The sequence below is a fragment of the Xanthomonas sacchari genome, from assembly GCF_040529065.1.
In the GTDB taxonomy this organism is placed as follows: domain Bacteria; phylum Pseudomonadota; class Gammaproteobacteria; order Xanthomonadales; family Xanthomonadaceae; genus Xanthomonas_A; species Xanthomonas_A sacchari.
The window spans coordinates 912,709-928,522 of sequence record NZ_CP132343.1; the positions used below are offsets into that span (position 1 = coordinate 912,709).

The 15,814-nt window shown below is 71.1% G+C and carries 8 protein-coding genes; 6 read left to right on the forward strand and 2 right to left on the reverse strand.

All coding sequences use genetic code 11. The annotated features are described in order from the left end of the window. Positions 1-61: 61 nt before the first annotated feature. The 5 genes from bcsA to RAB71_RS03970 all read left to right on the forward strand — a co-directional run bounded on the left by bcsA (position 62) and on the right by RAB71_RS03970 (position 11,179). Positions 62-2,212, forward strand: a complete 2,151-nt coding sequence (gene bcsA, locus RAB71_RS03950; protein WP_010343617.1) for a UDP-forming cellulose synthase catalytic subunit — start codon at positions 62-64, stop codon at positions 2,210-2,212. A 59-nt stretch (positions 2,213-2,271) separates the two neighbouring features. Beyond that, positions 2,272-4,560, forward strand: a complete 2,289-nt coding sequence (gene bcsB, locus RAB71_RS03955) for a cellulose biosynthesis cyclic di-GMP-binding regulatory protein BcsB (protein ID WP_010343618.1) — start codon at positions 2,272-2,274, stop codon at positions 4,558-4,560. Then, positions 4,557-5,723: a cellulose synthase complex periplasmic endoglucanase BcsZ gene (bcsZ, locus tag RAB71_RS03960; RefSeq protein ID WP_010343619.1), complete on the forward strand. Its 1,167-nt coding sequence runs from the start codon at positions 4,557-4,559 to the stop codon at positions 5,721-5,723. The genes bcsB and bcsZ overlap by 4 nt, the downstream gene beginning before the upstream one ends. Further along, positions 5,711-10,198 carry a cellulose synthase subunit BcsC-related outer membrane protein gene (locus tag RAB71_RS03965; RefSeq protein WP_104609556.1) on the forward strand — a complete coding sequence of 1,496 codons (4,488 nt, stop codon included), beginning with the start codon at positions 5,711-5,713 and terminating at the stop codon, positions 10,196-10,198. The genes bcsZ and RAB71_RS03965 overlap by 13 nt, the downstream gene beginning before the upstream one ends. 465 nt (positions 10,199-10,663) lie before the next feature. After that, positions 10,664-11,179 (forward strand): peptide deformylase, encoded by a 516-nt coding sequence (locus RAB71_RS03970; RefSeq protein WP_010341952.1) that lies wholly within the window; start codon positions 10,664-10,666, stop codon positions 11,177-11,179. 174 nt (positions 11,180-11,353) lie between these two features. Here RAB71_RS03970 and ettA read toward each other — a convergent pair whose 3' ends face one another. Further along, positions 11,354-13,015: an energy-dependent translational throttle protein EttA gene (gene ettA, locus RAB71_RS03975; protein WP_010341954.1), complete on the reverse strand. Its 1,662-nt coding sequence runs from the start codon at positions 13,013-13,015 to the stop codon at positions 11,354-11,356. Positions 13,016-13,151: 136 nt separating this feature from the next. Continuing rightward, the gene (locus tag RAB71_RS03980; protein WP_010341955.1) at positions 13,152-14,597 is read right to left on the reverse strand and encodes an MFS transporter; all 1,446 of its coding nucleotides are present in this window, start codon (positions 14,595-14,597) and stop codon (positions 13,152-13,154) included. Positions 14,598-14,805: 208 nt separating this feature from the next. Here RAB71_RS03980 and RAB71_RS03985 point away from each other — a divergent pair, with 208 nt between their 5' ends. Beyond that, complete coding sequence (locus RAB71_RS03985; RefSeq protein ID WP_104609559.1) at positions 14,806-15,729, forward strand: helix-turn-helix transcriptional regulator; 924 nt, start codon at positions 14,806-14,808, stop codon at positions 15,727-15,729. Positions 15,730-15,814 lie beyond the last annotated feature (85 nt).

The window sequence follows — 15,814 nt, forward strand, 5'->3', positions numbered from 1 at the left end:
GCCGTCGCCGCGCGGTGGGGAAGACCGCGCGCCGACCTCCTCCCCTTGTTAGGAATCGCCGATGAGCGCTGCCTCCGCGTCGCGTGCCGCGCGCCCGCTGCATGTCCTGGCCAATTGGTCGCTATGGCTGCTGGGCGCCGTGTTGCTGGTCTTCGTCGTCGCCATTCCGATGGATGTGCCGCAGCAACTGCTGTTCTCGCTGGTGGTGTTCGCCGCGGCCATGCTGCTGCGGCGCAGCGGCAGCCGCCTGGCGATCCTGGTGATGATGGCGCTGTCGCTGGCGGTGTCCTCGCGCTACATCTGGTGGCGGCTGACCCAGACCGTGGGCATGAGCAGCCCGATCGACCTGAGCCTGGGCCTGGGCCTGCTGCTGGCCGAACTGTACGCGTTCGTGATCCTGGCGCTGGGCTACTTCCAGGTGCTGTGGCCGCTCAACCGGCGGCCGCTGCCGCTGCCGGCCGACCAGCAGCAATGGCCCAGCGTTGATCTGTTCATTCCCACCTACAACGAACCGCTGTCGGTGGTGCGCTCGACCATCCTCGCTGCCAGCGTGATGGACTGGCCGGCCGACAAGCTCAACATCTACCTGCTCGACGACGGCCGCCGCGAGGAGTTCCGCGCGTTCTGCGCGCAGGTCGGCATCCACTACGTCACCCGCACCAACAACTTCCACGCCAAGGCCGGCAACATCAACGCCGCGCTGAAGAAGTCCAGCGGCGAGTACGTGGCGATCTTCGACTGCGACCACATCCCCACGCGCTCGTTCCTGCAGGTGGCGATGGGCTGGTTCCTGCGCGACGCCAAGCTGGCGGTGGTGCAGATGCCGCACTACTTCTTCTCGGCCGATCCGTTCGAGCGCAATCTCGGCAACCACGGCAAGGTGCCCAACGAGGGCGAGCTGTTCTACGGCCTGCTGCAGGACGGCAACGACCAGTGGGACGCCACCTTCTTCTGCGGTTCGTGCACGGTGATCAAGCGCAAGCCGCTGGAGGAAGTGGGCGGAGTGGCGGTGGAGACCGTCACCGAGGACGCGCACACCGCGCTGAAGCTGCACCGCCGCGGCTACCGCAGCGCCTACATCGCAGTGCCGCAGGCCGCCGGCCTGGCCACCGAGAGCCTGTCCGGCCACGTCGCCCAGCGCATCCGCTGGGCGCGCGGCATGGCGCAGATCGCGCGGCTGGACAACCCGCTGCTGGGCAAGGGCCTGCGCCTGTCGCAGCGGCTGTGCTACGCCAACGCGATGCTGCACTTCTTCTACGGGTTGCCGCGTATCGTCTACCTCACCGCGCCGCTGGCCTTCCTGTTCTTCGGCGCGCACGTCATCCACGCCTCGGCGCTGATGATCCTGGCCTACGCGCTGCCGCACATCCTGCAGGCCAACCTGACCAACCTGCGCACCCAGGGCAAGTTCCGCCACCTGCTGTGGAACGAGGTCTACGAGACCACCCTGGCCTGGTACATCCTGCGCCCGACGCTGGTGGCGCTGTTCAATCCCAAGCTCGGCAAGTTCAACGTCACCCCCAAGGGCGGCCTGGTGCCGCGCAGTTACTTCGACGGACAGATCGCCAAGCCGTATCTGTTCCTGCTGGTGCTCAACCTGGCCGGCCTGGCTGCGGGCGTGATGCGCCTGCTCAGCGTGCAGGCCGGCGGCGAGGCGCAGACGATCTGGTTCAACCTGGCCTGGACCGCCTACAACGTGCTGTTGCTCGGCGCCACCATCGCCACCGCCAGCGAGATGCGCCAGGTGCGCCGCTCGCACCGCGTGCCGCTGGACATCCCGGCCACGCTGCACCTGGCCGATGGCCGCGAACTGGATTGCCGCACGGTCAACTTCTCCACCGGCGGCATGGCGCTGCGCCTGCTCGCGCCGGTGCCGGTGGAGCCGGACCTGCCGGTGGAGATCGCGCTGCCGCAGCGCGGCAGTTCCAAGCGCCTGCCGGCGATGGTGCGCCACGACCGCGACGGCGAAATCAGCATCCAGTTCCGGCCGATGTCGATCGAGCAGGAGCGCTGGCTGGTGGCCTGCACCTTCGCCCGCGCCGACATCTGGGTGTCGCAGTGGGGCCGCCACGACCGCGACCGCTTCTGGGTGTCGCTGGGGCGCGTGTTCGCGGCGAGCATGCGCGGCTTCAAGCGCCTCGGCCAGCACGTCGCCAGCAGCGCGCGCAGCGGCTGGCGCGGCCGCACCGCCGGCGAGGAGGCTGCGCCGTGAGTCGTCGTTACGTCGTGTCGCGTTCCTTCCTCTCTCTCACTTCCCTCCGGTTGCCGTCGATGCGTCTACCCGCCCTGGCTGCGTGCTGTCTCACGGTCCTCTCCGGCCTCGCCCTGGCCCAGGAGCCGACCCTTCCCGCCACCGCACCGGCGCCCGCCGACGCCGCGACCGCCACGCCGCAGCCGTCGCCGGCCGAACGCGAGCGCTCGGCCACGCTCAAGCAACTGGGTGTGGACTACGAGATGACCCTGCGCGGCATCCAGGGCAGCGCCGGTATCGCCTTCAGCACCCGCACCGACGAAGTGGTGCAGGCGGCGAACCTGCACCTGGTCTACAGCTACTCGCCCGCGCTGCTGCCGGACCTGTCGCATCTGAAGGTCAGCGTCAACGGCGTCACCGTGGCGACCCTGCCGGTCAGCCGCGAGAACGCCGGCAGGCTGCAGCAGAGCGACGTGCCGATCGATCCGCGCCTGATCAGCGACTACAACCGGCTGAACCTGCAGTTGATCGGCCACTACACCCGCGACTGCGAGGATCCGGACCACACCAGCCTGTGGGCCAACATCGATCCGGCCACGCGGCTGTCGCTGACCGCCACGCCGCTGGTGCTGCGCAACGACCTGGCGCTGCTGCCGGTGCCGTTCTACGACAAGCGCGATACGCGCCGCCTGGAACTGCCGTTCGTGTTCCCGCAGCGCCCGGACTTGGCCACGCTGCGCAGCGCCGGCATCGTCGCCTCCTGGTTCGGCGCGCAGGCCGGCTACCGCGGCGCCGCGTTCGGCGTGTCCATCGGCGACGTGCCGGCCACCGGCAATGCGGTGCTGTTCGCCACCGCCGCGACCCTGCCGGCGGAGTTGGCGGCGACCCAGGCCGGCCTGAGCGAGATCGCCGGCCCGACCCTGGCGATGATCGCCAACCCGCGCGATGCCACCGGCAAGCTGCTGCTGGTGCTGGGCCGCGACGACAACGACCTGCAGCAGGCCGCCACCGCGCTGAGCCTGGGCACGCCGTTCAATGGCCCGGTGGCACGCATCGGCGAACTCAAGCAGGCGCAGCCGCGCAAGCCCTACGACGCGCCGAACTGGATCTCCAGCGATCGGCCGGTGCGCTTCGGCGACCTGGTGGCGCAGACCTCGCAACTGAACGTCAGCGGCTACCACCCCGACCTGATCCGGGTCGGCCTGCAGCTGCCGCCGGACCTGTTCGTGTGGCAGCGCGACGGCATCCCGGTCAACCTGCGCTACCGCTACACGGTGCCGGAGACGCAGAACAAGTCCGCGCTCAACGTCAGCATCAACGACGCCTTCGTCACCACGCTGCCGCTGACCGGCCACGCCTACGCCGAGTCGCTGCCGCTGCGCTGGTGGCACGAACTCTCGCCCAAGGGCGCGATGCCGGTGGAGCAGCAACTGCTGCTGCCGACCGGGCCGTTCTCGGCCAACAGTCAGCTGCGTTTCCATTTCTTCTTCGACCGCCCGCAGGCGCAGGCGTGCAAGAACACCTTCCCCGACGTGTCCGGCGCGATCGATGCCGACTCCAGCGTGGACCTGCGCTCGTTCCATCACTACATGGCGATGCCGAACCTGGCCGCGTTCGGCAATGCAGGTTTCCCGTTCACGCGCCTGGCCGACCTGTCCGAGTCCACCGTGGTGGTGCCGGACGAGATCGGCGACCAGGACATGGCCAACCTGCTGACGCTGCTCGGCCGGCTCGGCGCGTCCACCGGCTACCCGGCGCTGCGGGTGACCCTGATCCATGCCGCCGAGGTCGACAAGCACGCCGACAGCGACCTGCTGGTGTTCGGCAGCCTGCGCTCGCAGCCGCTGTTCCAGCGCTGGAGCGCGGCCCTGCCGATCGGCGACGGCGCCAGCGGCCGGCGCTTCTCGATGAGCGACTGGGTGCTCGACAAGCTGCCCGGGTTCCTCTCGTTCGACGCGCGCCGCACCGATCTGCCGACCACCGCCGAGGTCGCGGTGAAGCCGGCGCCCGGCGATGTGGTGCTGATGGGCTTCCAGTCGCCGCTGAAGGCCGGGCGCAGCGTGGTCGCGCTGCTGGCCGAGGATCCGGCCAGCGTCGAGGACTTCTTCGACGCCTGGCTGGAGCCGGCCACGCTGAAGGACTTCCAGGGCAGCGTGGTGCTGCTGCAGAAGGGCAAGGTGCGCAGCCTGGCCGGCAACCAGACCTACTACGTCGGCCACCTGCCGCTGCCGACCTGGGCGCGCTGGTACTTCTCGCAGCATCCGCTGCTGCTCGGCCTGGCGGTGGTGGTGCTGAGCGTGCTGCTGGCGCTGGCTGCGCGCGTGGTGCTGCGCCGGCATTCGGCGGCGCGGCTGCAGGAAGGGCAGTGAACGCACACACCGGCCAACGCCGGCGCCTGCTCGGCGGCCTGCTCGCCGCCGGTACGGCGACGCTGCTGCCGCCGGCGCGCGCCGCGCTGGCGGTGGCGCCGGCCTGCGCGCCGTGGCGCGAGTGGACCGCATTCGTCGCCAAGCATCTCGATGCCAGCGGGCGGGTGATCGATTTCCAGCACGCCGACCAGCGCAGCACCTCCGAAGGCCAGTCCTACGCGCTGTTCTTCGCGCTGGTGGCCAACGACCAAGTGCTGTTCGAGCGCGTGCTCGGCTGGACCCGGCACAACCTGTGCGGCGGCCGCCCGCAGCAGGTGCTGCCGGCCTGGCTGTGGGGCCGCGCCAGCGACGGCAGCTGGCGTGTGCTCGACGGCAACAGCGCCAGCGACGCCGACCTGTGGATCGCCTACGTGCTGATCGAGGCCGGGCGCCTGTGGCAGCGGCCCGGCTACACCCAGGCCGGCCTGCAGATGCTGGCGCTGGTGCGGCGCACCGAGCTGGCCGAGCTGCCCGGGTTCGGCAGCATGCTGCTGCCGGCGGCCAAGGGCTTCGTCCAGCCGCAGCGCTGGACGCTCAATCCCAGCTACCTGCCGATCCAGTTGCTGCGGCGCTTCGCCGCGGTCGATCCGAAAGGGCCGTGGGCCGGCCTGGCCACGCGCAGCGCGCGGATGCTGCGCGACAGTGCGCCGGTCGGGTTCGCACCGGACTGGATCGCCTGGGACGGTCGCACCTTCGGCGTCGATCCGGACAAGGGCGCGATCGGCAGCTACGACGCGATCCGCGTGTACCTGTGGGCCGGCATGCTCGATGCCGCCGATCCGCTGCGCAAGACGCTGCTCGACGACCTGTCCGGCCCGCTGCAGCAATTGCGCGCACAGGGCCGCCTCGACGAGAAGATCGACACCCGCCAGGGCGTCGGCAACGGCCAGGCGCCGCCCGGCTTCGCCGCGGCGCTGCTGCCGTACCTGAGCGCGCTGCGCGAACCGGCGCTGCTCAAGGCGCAGGCGCAACGCATTCCCGCGCCCGGCGACACCGCCGCGGCCCGGCTTCCCTACTACGACCGGGTGCTGATCCTGTTCGGACGCGCCTGGCTCGACAACCGCTACCGCTTTTCCGCAGACGGCGCGCTGCAGCCCGCCTGGAGAACCCAATGCTCCGCATGAACCTCAAGCCCCTGTACCTGGCCGGCATGATCGACCTGTGCCTGCTCGCCGGCAGCGCGCAGGCGCAGAACGCCGGCGCCACCCAGCAACTGGTCAGCCAGGGCAACTACTGGCACGACCAGGGCCGCGACGATCTCGCCGCCGACGCCTGGCGCAAGTTGCTGCAGGTCGATCCGAACCAGCCCGACGCGCTGCTCGGCCTGGCCCAGATCGACCTGGCGCAGGGCCGTCAGACCGATGCGCGCAAGCGCCTGGCACAGCTGCAGAAGGCGCATCCGCAGGCGCCGCAGACCCAGCGCCTGGCGATGTCGATCGGCGGCACCGGCGACAACGCCGACCTGCGTAACGCACGCCGCGCCGCCGCCGCCGGCCGTTACGTGGACGCGGTGCGCGCCTACCAGGCACTGTTCGACGGCAAGGGCCCGCCGGACTCGCTGGCGCTGGAGTACTACCAGGCGCTGGCCGGCACCCCGCAAGGTTGGGACGGCGCCCGCGACGGCCTGCGCCGCCTGGCCGCCGCGCAGCCGGACAACACCGCCGCGGCGCTGGCACTGGCGCAGGTGCTGACCTACCGCGAACCGTCGCGGCGCGAGGGCATCGCCCAGCTCGCCACGCTGAGCAAGCGCACCGATGTCGCCGGCCCGGCCCGCGCCGCCTGGCGCCAGGCCCTGCTGTGGCTCAACGCTGGCCTTTCCGATGCGCCGCTCTACCAGGCGTTCCTGGCCGCCAATCCGAACGATGCCGAGGTGGCCAAGAAGGCCGCGCAACTGCAGGAACGCCGCGCGCAAGGCGGCGGGGATCCGGCCGGCGAACAGCTGGGCGAGGGCTTCAAGGCGCTCAACGCCGGCAACCTGGCCCTGGCCGAGCAGCGCTTCGCGCAGGTGCTGCGCGCGCGTCCGCGCGATGCCGAGGCGCTCGGCGGGCTGGGCTCGGTGCGGCTGCGCCAGCAGCGTTTCGGCGAAGCGCAGGAACTGCTGCGCCCGGCCGCGGCCGCCAACGGCAAGTGGCGCAGCGCGCTGGACAGCGCGCGCTACTGGCTGCAGTTGCAGCAGGCGCAGGCCGCGCGCACCCGCGGCGACACCGACGCCGCGCTGCGCCTGGTCCAGCAGGCGGTCAAGCTCAAGCCCGAGGAAGCTGCCGGCTACGCGCTGCTGGGCGATCTGCAGTCGGCCAGCGATGCCGCCGCCGCCGAAAAGAGCTACCGCGAGGCGCTGCGCCTGCACGCCGACGATGCCGGCGCGCTGCAGGGCCTGATCGCCCTGTACAGCCGCCAGGGCCGTGCCAACGAGGCCAGTGCCTTGTTCGCCAGGCTCAGCCCGGCGCAGCGCCAGCAGGCCGGCGGCGAGTCGGCATTGAAAGCCAACCTGCAGCGCGCCCGCGCGCAGCAGGCGCTTGAGGCCGGCGACACCGTCACCGCGCAGAGCGAGCTGGAGAAGGCGATGGTCGACAACCCGGGCGACCCGTGGGTGCGGCTGGACCTGGCGCGGCTGTACCAGCAGGCCGGGCGTCCCGACCAGGCGCGCAGCGTCATGGACGGCCTGCTCGCGGTGCATGGCGACATGCCCGAGGCGCTGTACGCCAATGCGCTGCTGGCGCAGGAACGCGGCGACTGGGCCGGCGCCTACGCCAGCCTGGAGCGCATCCCGGCCAGTGCGCGCACCGCCGAGATGAGCGCGCTGCGCAACACCGCCTGGGTGGAACAGCAGGCGGCCCAGGCGCGCCTGCTGCAACAGCAGGGCCGCGGCGGCGAAGCGCAGTTGCTGCTCGGCCGCACCGAGGCCGCGTTGGGCGAGGCGCTGGAGCAGCCGGCGCTGCTGGCGGCGATGGCCGGCGCCTACGCCGACATCGGCAGCAACCAGCGCGCGCTGACCCTGGCGCAGCGCCTGGTCGCGCAGAACCCCTCCACCGAAGCGCGCCTGCAGTACGCCGGCGTGCTGCTGCGCGCGCACCAGGACGCCGAACTGGCCGCCACCCTGCGCCAGTTGCGCGACAGCGAGATGAGCGCCGAACAGCAGCGCCGCTACCAGGCGCTGCGCAGCGGCTACGTGCTGCGCCAGGTCGATGCGCTGCGCGAACTCGGCAACCTCGAAGCCGCCTACGACGCGCTGGCGCCGCTGCTGGCGCAGCAAAACCAGGATCCGCAGGCGGTGGCCGCGCTGGCGCGGCTGTACGCCGCTGCCGGCGATCAGCGCCAGGCGCTGGTGCTGTACCAGCAGCAACTGCAGCAGTCGCCCAACGACCTGGACACGCTGATCGCCGCGGCCAACACCGCCGCCGCGCTGCGCGACCTGCACAGCGCCGAGGACTACCTGCAGCGCGCGCTGGCGCAGGCGCCGGATTCGCCGCAGGTGCTTGCCGCTGCCGGGCGCGTGTACCGCAGCGCCGGCAAGAACCGCAAAGCCGAGAGCTATTTCCGTGCCGCGCTGGCGGCGCAGGCGCGCCAATCCGGCCAGTACGACAACGGTCTGCCGGCCGCCAACGGCCCGGCGTCCTACGCCGCGGCCGGGCGCCCGCTCAATCCGTTCGCCGGCATGAACGGACGCATGCCGCGTAGCGCCGCGGTAGTGTCCGACAGCCTCGGCGGCGGCGTGCCGGCCCCGGCCTACGCGGCGTCCGCGCTGCCGGCGTCCGCGCCGGCGATGAGCGCCGGCGACGACCTGCCGCCGCCGGCCAGCGCCAGCGCTGCGGGCGTGGCCCTGGCCGCGTTGCCGGTGCCGGGCCAGCGCGCCACCACCACCCGCACCGCGCCGCGCGCGCTGCCCGACGAGGACGGGCTGCTGGCCGCCGCGCCGCGCACGTCCCTGCGCCAGCCGGCCGCGCCGGCCACCGCCGCCGGTGGTTCCAGCGTGCTCGACGAACTGCGCGAGGTGCAGGCCGAGAACAGCGACAGCCTCGCCACCGGCGCCAGCTACCGCGCTCGCGACGGCGAGGCCGGTCTGGGCCGGCTGCGCGATCTGGAAGTGCCGCTGCACGGCGAATTCGCGGTGGGCGAGGGCAAGCTGCAGGTCGACGTCACCCCGACCCTGCTCGACGCCGGCACGCTCGGCACCGACTACGCCACCGCCAGCCGCTTCGGCGCCGGCCCCGCCGCGGCGATGGGCGATGCCCTGGCCGCCGACCGCACGCCGATCGACAGCCTGGTCGGCAGCGACCTGTACCAACTGCTGCTCACCGAGGGCAACAGCAACGCCACCCGCAACGCGCTGCGCACCTACGCGGTCAACAGCGGGCTGTACAACAAGCTGTTCAACGACACCGACCCGGCGCTGACCAACGCGCAGCGCGAAGCAGCGGCGCTGCAGGCGCTGTACGCCGAACCGCTGTCGGCGTTCCTGCTCGGCAACACCGCCGCCGACACCGCGATCGGCACGCTGGCCAGCGCCATCCTCGGCGATGCCTCGCGCAGCGCCGATCTCAGCACCGCCGACATCGCCCGCTTCCGTAACCTCGCCGCCAACCCCACTGCCGCGGCGCTGACCCCGGCCGGCTTCAGCCAGGCGCTGTACACCATGGCCGCCAACGGCAACGGCGCGCGGCGCATGGACCAGGACGCGCGCGGCGTCGGCATGGCGGTGACCTACAAGAACGGCGGCTTCAGCGCCGACTTGGGCAGCACCCCGGTCGGCTTCCCCGAGCGCCGCATCGTCGGCGGCGTCGGCTATCGCGGCCAGGCCGGCGACAACCTCACCTATTCGGGCGAGGTGTTCCGGCGCGCGGTCAGCGACAGCCTGCTGTCCTTCGGCGGCGTCGACGACGGCCGCACCGGGCTCGGCTGGGGCGGCGTGACCAGCAACGGCCTGCGCCTGTCGGCCACCCTCGACAACGGCCTGCTCGGCGGCTACGCCAGCGCCAGTGCCGACCGCCTGGTCGGCCGCAACGTCGCCAGCAACGACCACCGCCAGGTCGACCTGGGCGTGTACGTGCACGCGCTGGACACCGAGAACCAGTCGCTGACCGCCGGCCTCAACCTGACCGCGATGCAGTACGACAAGAACCTGGGCGGCTACACCTACGGCCAGGGCGGCTACTTCAGCCCGCAGGACTACGTGGACCTGGGCTTCCCGGTGCACTGGAGCGGGCGCACCGCCGGGCGCACGGTCAACTGGAGCGTGGACGCCAGCGTCGGCGTGCAGCACTTCCGCAGCGACGACAGCCCGTACTTCCCGACCAGCGCGCAGATGCAGCAGGCCGCCTACGACGCCGCCTCGCTGGCCGCGCTGCTGGGGCTGACCGACCGCTACGTCGCGCCGGTCTACGCCGGGCAGAGCAAGACCGGCATGTCCTACAACATCGCCGGCGCGGCGGAGTGGCAGATCGCCCCGCAACTGTTCCTGGGCGGCCGCCTGCTGCTGAACAACGCCCGCGACTACACCCAGTTCAGCACCAACCTCTACGTGCGCTTCGTGCTCGACCGGCTCGGCGCCGGCCTCGGCCGCCGCCCGCAGGTGCTGGCTTCGCCGTACGTGCCGGAGTAGGACGCGCGCCGCGCGGAGACCGGCGCAGGCGTCAACTGTCGTACAGCCGCGACAAGCGACGCCGAAACCCGACTGACACCCTCCGTCGTCGGGACTGAAGTCCCTCCCACAAGGATGCCCAGCGCATCCCTGCGGGAGCGACGTCAGGCGGGCGTCACATGTGCACATCCATCTCGGCGAATGGCCCACGGCGCTGCGGAACCACGTGTGACGGAACGCGCGATTGTTGGCTGGGTGAACTGTGGGAGGGACTTCAGTCCCGACGCATTGCGCCATCGGCAAGCGCGCCACGTCGCGCGTCGCGGCTGCAGGACAGTTCACGCCTGCAGAATTTGGCCGGCCCTTCGCCGCAACACGGGGATTGCACGGCGGCGGGCCTTAGTTGGGGCACGGTACATCGCCGCCCCGCTGCACGCGCCGCCGGCACGGCGGATAATCGCGGCCATCCCCGCACAGGAGTCCGCCATGATCCGCGACATCATCCGCATGGGCGACCCGCGTCTGCTGCGCCAGGCGCCGCCAGTCACCGACTTCGACAGCGCGCAACTGCATGCGCTGGTGGCCGACATGTTCGAGACCATGGATGCCGCGCGCGGCGTCGGCCTGGCCGCGCCGCAGATCGCGGTGGACCTGCAGTTGATGGTGTTCGGCTTCGAGCGCAGCGCGCGCTATCCGGACGCGCCGCCGGTGCCGCGCACCGCCCTGGCCAACGTGGAGATCGAGCCGCTGTCCGACGACCTGGAGGACGGCTGGGAAGGCTGCCTGTCCATTCCCGGGCTGCGTGCGGTGATTCCGCGCTACCGGCACATCCGCTACCGCGGCGTGCTGCCCGACGGCACCCCGCTGCAACGCGACGCCGAGGGTTTCCACGCCCGGGTGGTGCAGCACGAGCACGACCACTTGATCGGCCGGCTATATCCCTCGCGCATCCGCGACTTCGACAAGTTCGGCTTCGAGGACGTGCTGTCGTACGATCTGTAGCACAGGACCGACGTGCTTTTCGTAGGAGCGGCTTCAGCCGCGACCGGGCGTTACCGGTAACGCCTCGGTCGCGGCTGAAGCCGCTCCTACGAATGCCATCACGGACATCACCCAAAACGCACACGGCCCGCGCGAAGCGGGCCGTGGCGGGTGCTGCGAGAAACGCGCTGCGGCTTACTTCAGCGCCTTGAAGCGCAGGCGCTTGGGGCCGGCGTCGTCGCCCATGCGGCGCTTCTTGTCTTCCTCGTACTCGCGGTAGTTGCCCTGGAAGAACTCCACGTGCGAATCGCCCTCGAAGGCGAGGATGTGGGTGGCGATGCGGTCCAGGAACCAGCGATCGTGCGAGATCACGAAGGTGTTGCCCGGGAACTCCAGCAGCGCGTCTTCCAGCGCGCGCAGGGTCTCGATGTCCAGATCGTTGGACGGTTCGTCGAGCAGCAGCACGTTGCCGCCCTGCAGCAGGGTCTTGGCCATGTGCAGGCGGCCGCGCTCGCCGCCGGACAGCGAGCCGACCATCTTCTGCTGGTCCTGGCCCTTGAAGTTGAAGCGGCCGATGTAGGCGCGCGACTGGATCTCCACGCCGTTGATGTTGAGGATGTCCAGGCCGCCGGAAATCTCCTGGAACACGTTGTGGTTGCCTTCCAGCTTGTCGCGGCTCTGGTCCACGTACGACAGCTGCACGGTCGGGCCGACCACGATCTCGCCCGAATCCGGCTTCTCCTGCCCGGTGATCATCTTGAACAGGGTCGACTTGCCGGCGCCATTGGGGCCGATGATGCCGACGATGGCGCCCGGCGGGATGATCATCGACAGGTTGTCGATCAGCAGGCGGTCGCCGAACTTCTTGGAGACGTTCTTGAACTCCATCACCGAGTTGCCCAGGCGCTCGCCCGGTGGGATGAAGATTTCGTTGGTCTCGTTGCGCTTCTGGTAGTCGACCGACTGCAGTTCGTCCAGGCGCGCCAGACGCGCCTTGCCCTTGGAGCGGCCGCCCTTGGCGTTCTGCCGGGCCCACTCCAGTTCCTTCTGGATCGCCTTCTGCCGCGCCTTTTCCTGGTTCTCTTCCTGCTTCAGGCGCTCGTCCTTCTGCATCAGCCATTCGGTGTAGTTGCCCTTCCACGGAATGCCGCGGCCGCGGTCCAGTTCCAGGATCCACTCGGCGGCGTTGTCGAGGAAGTAGCGATCGTGGGTGACCGCGACCACGGTGCCGGTGTAGCGCGCCAGGAACTGCTCCAGCCACTCCACCGACTCGGCGTCGAGGTGGTTGGTGGGTTCGTCGAGCAGCAGCATGTCCGGCTTCTGCAGCAGCAGCCGGCACAGCGCCACGCGGCGCTTCTCGCCGCCGGACAGGTTGGCGATCTTGGCGTCCCACGGCGGCAGCCGCAGCGCGTCGGCGGCCACGTCGAGCTGGTTTTCCAGGGTGTGCGCGTCGCCAGCGGCCAGAATCGCCTCCAGGCGTTCCTGTTCCTTGGCCAGCGCGTCGAAATCGGCGCCTTCCTCGGCATAGGCGGCGTACACCGCTTCCAGTGCGGCCTGTGCCTGCAGCACTTCGCCCACGCCTTCCTCGACCGATTCGCGCACGGTCTTGTTCGGATCCAGTTCCGGCTCCTGCGCCAGGTAGCCGACCTTGGTGCCGGGCTGCGGACGCGCCTCGCCTTCGAAATCGGTGTCCACGCCGGCCATGATCTTCAGCACGGTGGACTTGCCGGCGCCGTTGAGGCCGAGCAGGCCGATCTTGGCGCCGGGGAAGAAGGACAGCGAGATGTCCTTGATGATCTGGCGCTTGGGCGGCACGGTCTTACTGACCCGGTTCATGGTGTAGATGTATTGCGACATGGCAGCTCCAAAGGCGCAGGGCGCCCGCCGGCCGGCAGCCGGAGGGCGTCGAAAGGGATGACGGATTATAGCCGGACGGCCGCCGGCAATCGTTGCCGCGGTTGCGCCAGCGCACGCGCTGGCGGTGCTGCGCGGGCTATTCGGCGATCGGCGGCAGTGCCGCGGTCGACGCCGTCGACGATGCGCCGGCGCGGCGCTGCCGGCGCAGGTAGAACAGCGCGCAGAGCACCAGCAGCAGCATCGCCAGCCACTCGCTGTGCAGGGCCGCCTGCATCGCGGCCAGGCTGCCGCCGCCGTGGGCGTGCGCGTAGATCGCGCCCAGTGCCGCTGGCCCCAGGCCCATGGCCGCCTGCAGGATGGTGGAGAGCATGGCGCTGCCGGCGCCGGCATGCTCGGTGGGCACCTGCGACAGGCCGATGCGGTAGAAGCTGGCCACGATCCAGGCCTGGCCGGCACCGATCAGCGCCGTCGCCGGCGCCAGGTTGCCCGCGCCCGGATGCGGCCACACCGCGTGCAGCGTCCAGCTCAGCGCCAGCAGGCCCAGCATCTGCACCACGCAGCCCAGCAACAGCGTCGGCAGCGGGCCGCAGCGCGTCGCCACGCGGGCGCTGACCAGCGCGGAGGCGAAGTAGGCCGCCCCCAGCACGATGAAGGCATTGCCCGACTGCAGCGGCGACAGCCCGGCGCCGGTCTGCAGCGTCAGCGCCAGCACGAACATGAAGCCGCTCCAGCAGGTGAAGAACACCCCGCCCACCAGCAGTGCGAAGCGCACGCTGGGCAGCCGCAGCAGGGCCGGCGGCAGCAGCGGCGTGCGCCCGCGGCGTTCCTGCCACAGTTCGACCCGGGCCAGCGCCACCAGCAGCGGCAGGCACGCGGCTAGCACCGCCAGGCACGCCGGCGGCCAGTGCAGGGAAGGGCCCAGCGCCAACGGCAGCAGCAGGCAGGCCAGGAACAGCCCCAGCAGCCCGGCGCCGGCCAGGTCGGGCGGCATCCGCCGTGCCGCGCGGGTCTCCGGCACCGCGCGCAGGCAGGCCAGCGCCAGCAGGCAGAACGGCAGGTTGATCAGGAACACGCTGCGCCAGCCGGAGCCGCCGATGTTGGCGCTGACCAGCGATCCGCCAAGCACCTGGCCGATGACGAAGGCGATGCCGCCCAACGAGCCGTACAGCGCCAACGCCCGGGCGTGCGCCTTGCCGTGCAGGCTGACGTGGATGGTGGCGAGGATCTGCGGCACCGCCAGCGCCGCCCCCAGGCCCTGCAGGATGCGGCCGGCCAGCAGCGCTCCTACCGAACCGGCAACGCCGCACAGCAACGAGGCCAGGCCGAACAGCAGCACGCCCGCGCCGAACACGCGGCGCCGGCCGAGGTTGTCGCCGAGCCGGCCGCCCGCCGCCAGGCCCACCGCGAAGGCGACGCCGTAGACGGCCACGATCAGTTCCAGTTGAGTCGCCGACGCATGCAGCGTGTGCGCGATCGAGCCGAGCGCCACGTTGAGGATGGAGAAGTCGATCAGCGGCAGCATCTGCCCGATCAGCAGGATGCCCAGGCCGCGGCGGCTCAGGGTGGGGACGCTGGCGGACATGGCGGAAGCGGGGGAGGTGGGCGTGGTCATGGCGCGCAGTATGGGCAGTCGATAAACTGGTACAAGGACTCATTTATCCTGGTACTGACAGTGCCTCCCTGGCCGTCCCGAGCGGCGTCTCAGGCGGGGCGGGACACGGCGGCGCGGCGTGCGCCGCGACCTGACGCTGGATCGTTCGGTACTGGCAGACAACGACGCGGAGAAGACGATGCAACTGGACCTCGCGCATTCCACCCCCACGCCGCAGCGGGCCGCCGCAGCGGCCGCGTCCGGCCCGGCCCTGGCCAGCGAGCGCGCCCGCGCGCTGGGCGCCTTCCTGCGCGCCCGCCGCGAGAGCCTGGACCCGGCGCGGCTGGCGCTGCCGCGCGGCGGCAGGCGGCGCACCCCTGGCCTGCGCCGCGAGGAAGTGGCCTTGCTCGCCGATGTCGGCGTCACCTGGTACACCTGGCTGGAACAGGGGCGCCCGGTCCGCGCCTCGGCGCGCGTGCTGACCGCCATCGCCCGCGCCCTGCAGTGTTCGGAGGTCGAAACCGCGCACGTGCTGGCGCTGGCGGGGGTGGGCGAGACCACGGCCCTGGCGCCGCCGCCGTGCCAGCGCCTGACCGGCACCGGGCGCATGCTGCTCGATCAGCTCGGGCCGTGGCCGGCGATGCTGCAGACCCCGCGCTTCGACATCCTCGGCGCCAACCCGGCCTTCGAGCGGCTGATGGGGGTGACCCTGGCCGACCTGGCGGATGCCGATCGCAACTGCGTCTATCAGGCCTTCACCAATCCGCGCTGGCGCGACGCGCTGCTCGACCGCCAGGACGTGCTGCAGCACATGGTGGCGATGTTGCGCGCGGCGATGGCCGAGCACCTGGGCGAGCCGGAATGGGAGGCCTTGCTGGCGCGCTACCGCGCCGCCTCGTCCGAATTCGACGCGCTGTGGCGGCAGCGGCGCGAGGTGCGCGGCGTGGAGAACCAGCTCAAGCGCTTCCGCCATCCGCAGGAAGGCGAACTGCGCCTGCAGCAGGTCAACTGGTGGTCGGCGCCGCGTAACGGCAACCGCCTGGTGGTCTATTTGCCAGCCGATGACACAGCGCAGGCCGCGCTGTTGCGCCTACACGCGCAGGCCGCAAGTACCGATGGATGAACGCTTTCTTAGCCCTATCGGCAAAGCTGAATACGTAACCGATTCCAGCAGGAGGCGGTTCAGACGGCAAGGCTCTAAATGCAAT

Excerpts from the sequence above, each read along its gene's own strand:
- bcsA (WP_010343617.1), top strand. The coding sequence starts at position 62 with ATGAGCGCTGCCTCCGCGTCGCGTGCCGCGCGCCCGCTGCATGTCCTG.
- bcsB (WP_010343618.1), top strand. The coding sequence starts at position 2,272 with ATGCGTCTACCCGCCCTGGCTGCGTGCTGTCTCACGGTCCTCTCCGGC.
- RAB71_RS03965 (WP_104609556.1), top strand. The coding sequence starts at position 5,711 with ATGCTCCGCATGAACCTCAAGCCCCTGTACCTGGCCGGCATGATCGAC.
- RAB71_RS03970 (WP_010341952.1), top strand. The coding sequence starts at position 10,664 with ATGATCCGCGACATCATCCGCATGGGCGACCCGCGTCTGCTGCGCCAG.
- ettA (WP_010341954.1), bottom strand. The coding sequence starts at position 13,015 with ATGTCGCAATACATCTACACCATGAACCGGGTCAGTAAGACCGTGCCG.
- RAB71_RS03980 (WP_010341955.1), bottom strand. The coding sequence starts at position 14,597 with ATGTCCGCCAGCGTCCCCACCCTGAGCCGCCGCGGCCTGGGCATCCTG.
- RAB71_RS03985 (WP_104609559.1), top strand. The coding sequence starts at position 14,806 with ATGCAACTGGACCTCGCGCATTCCACCCCCACGCCGCAGCGGGCCGCC.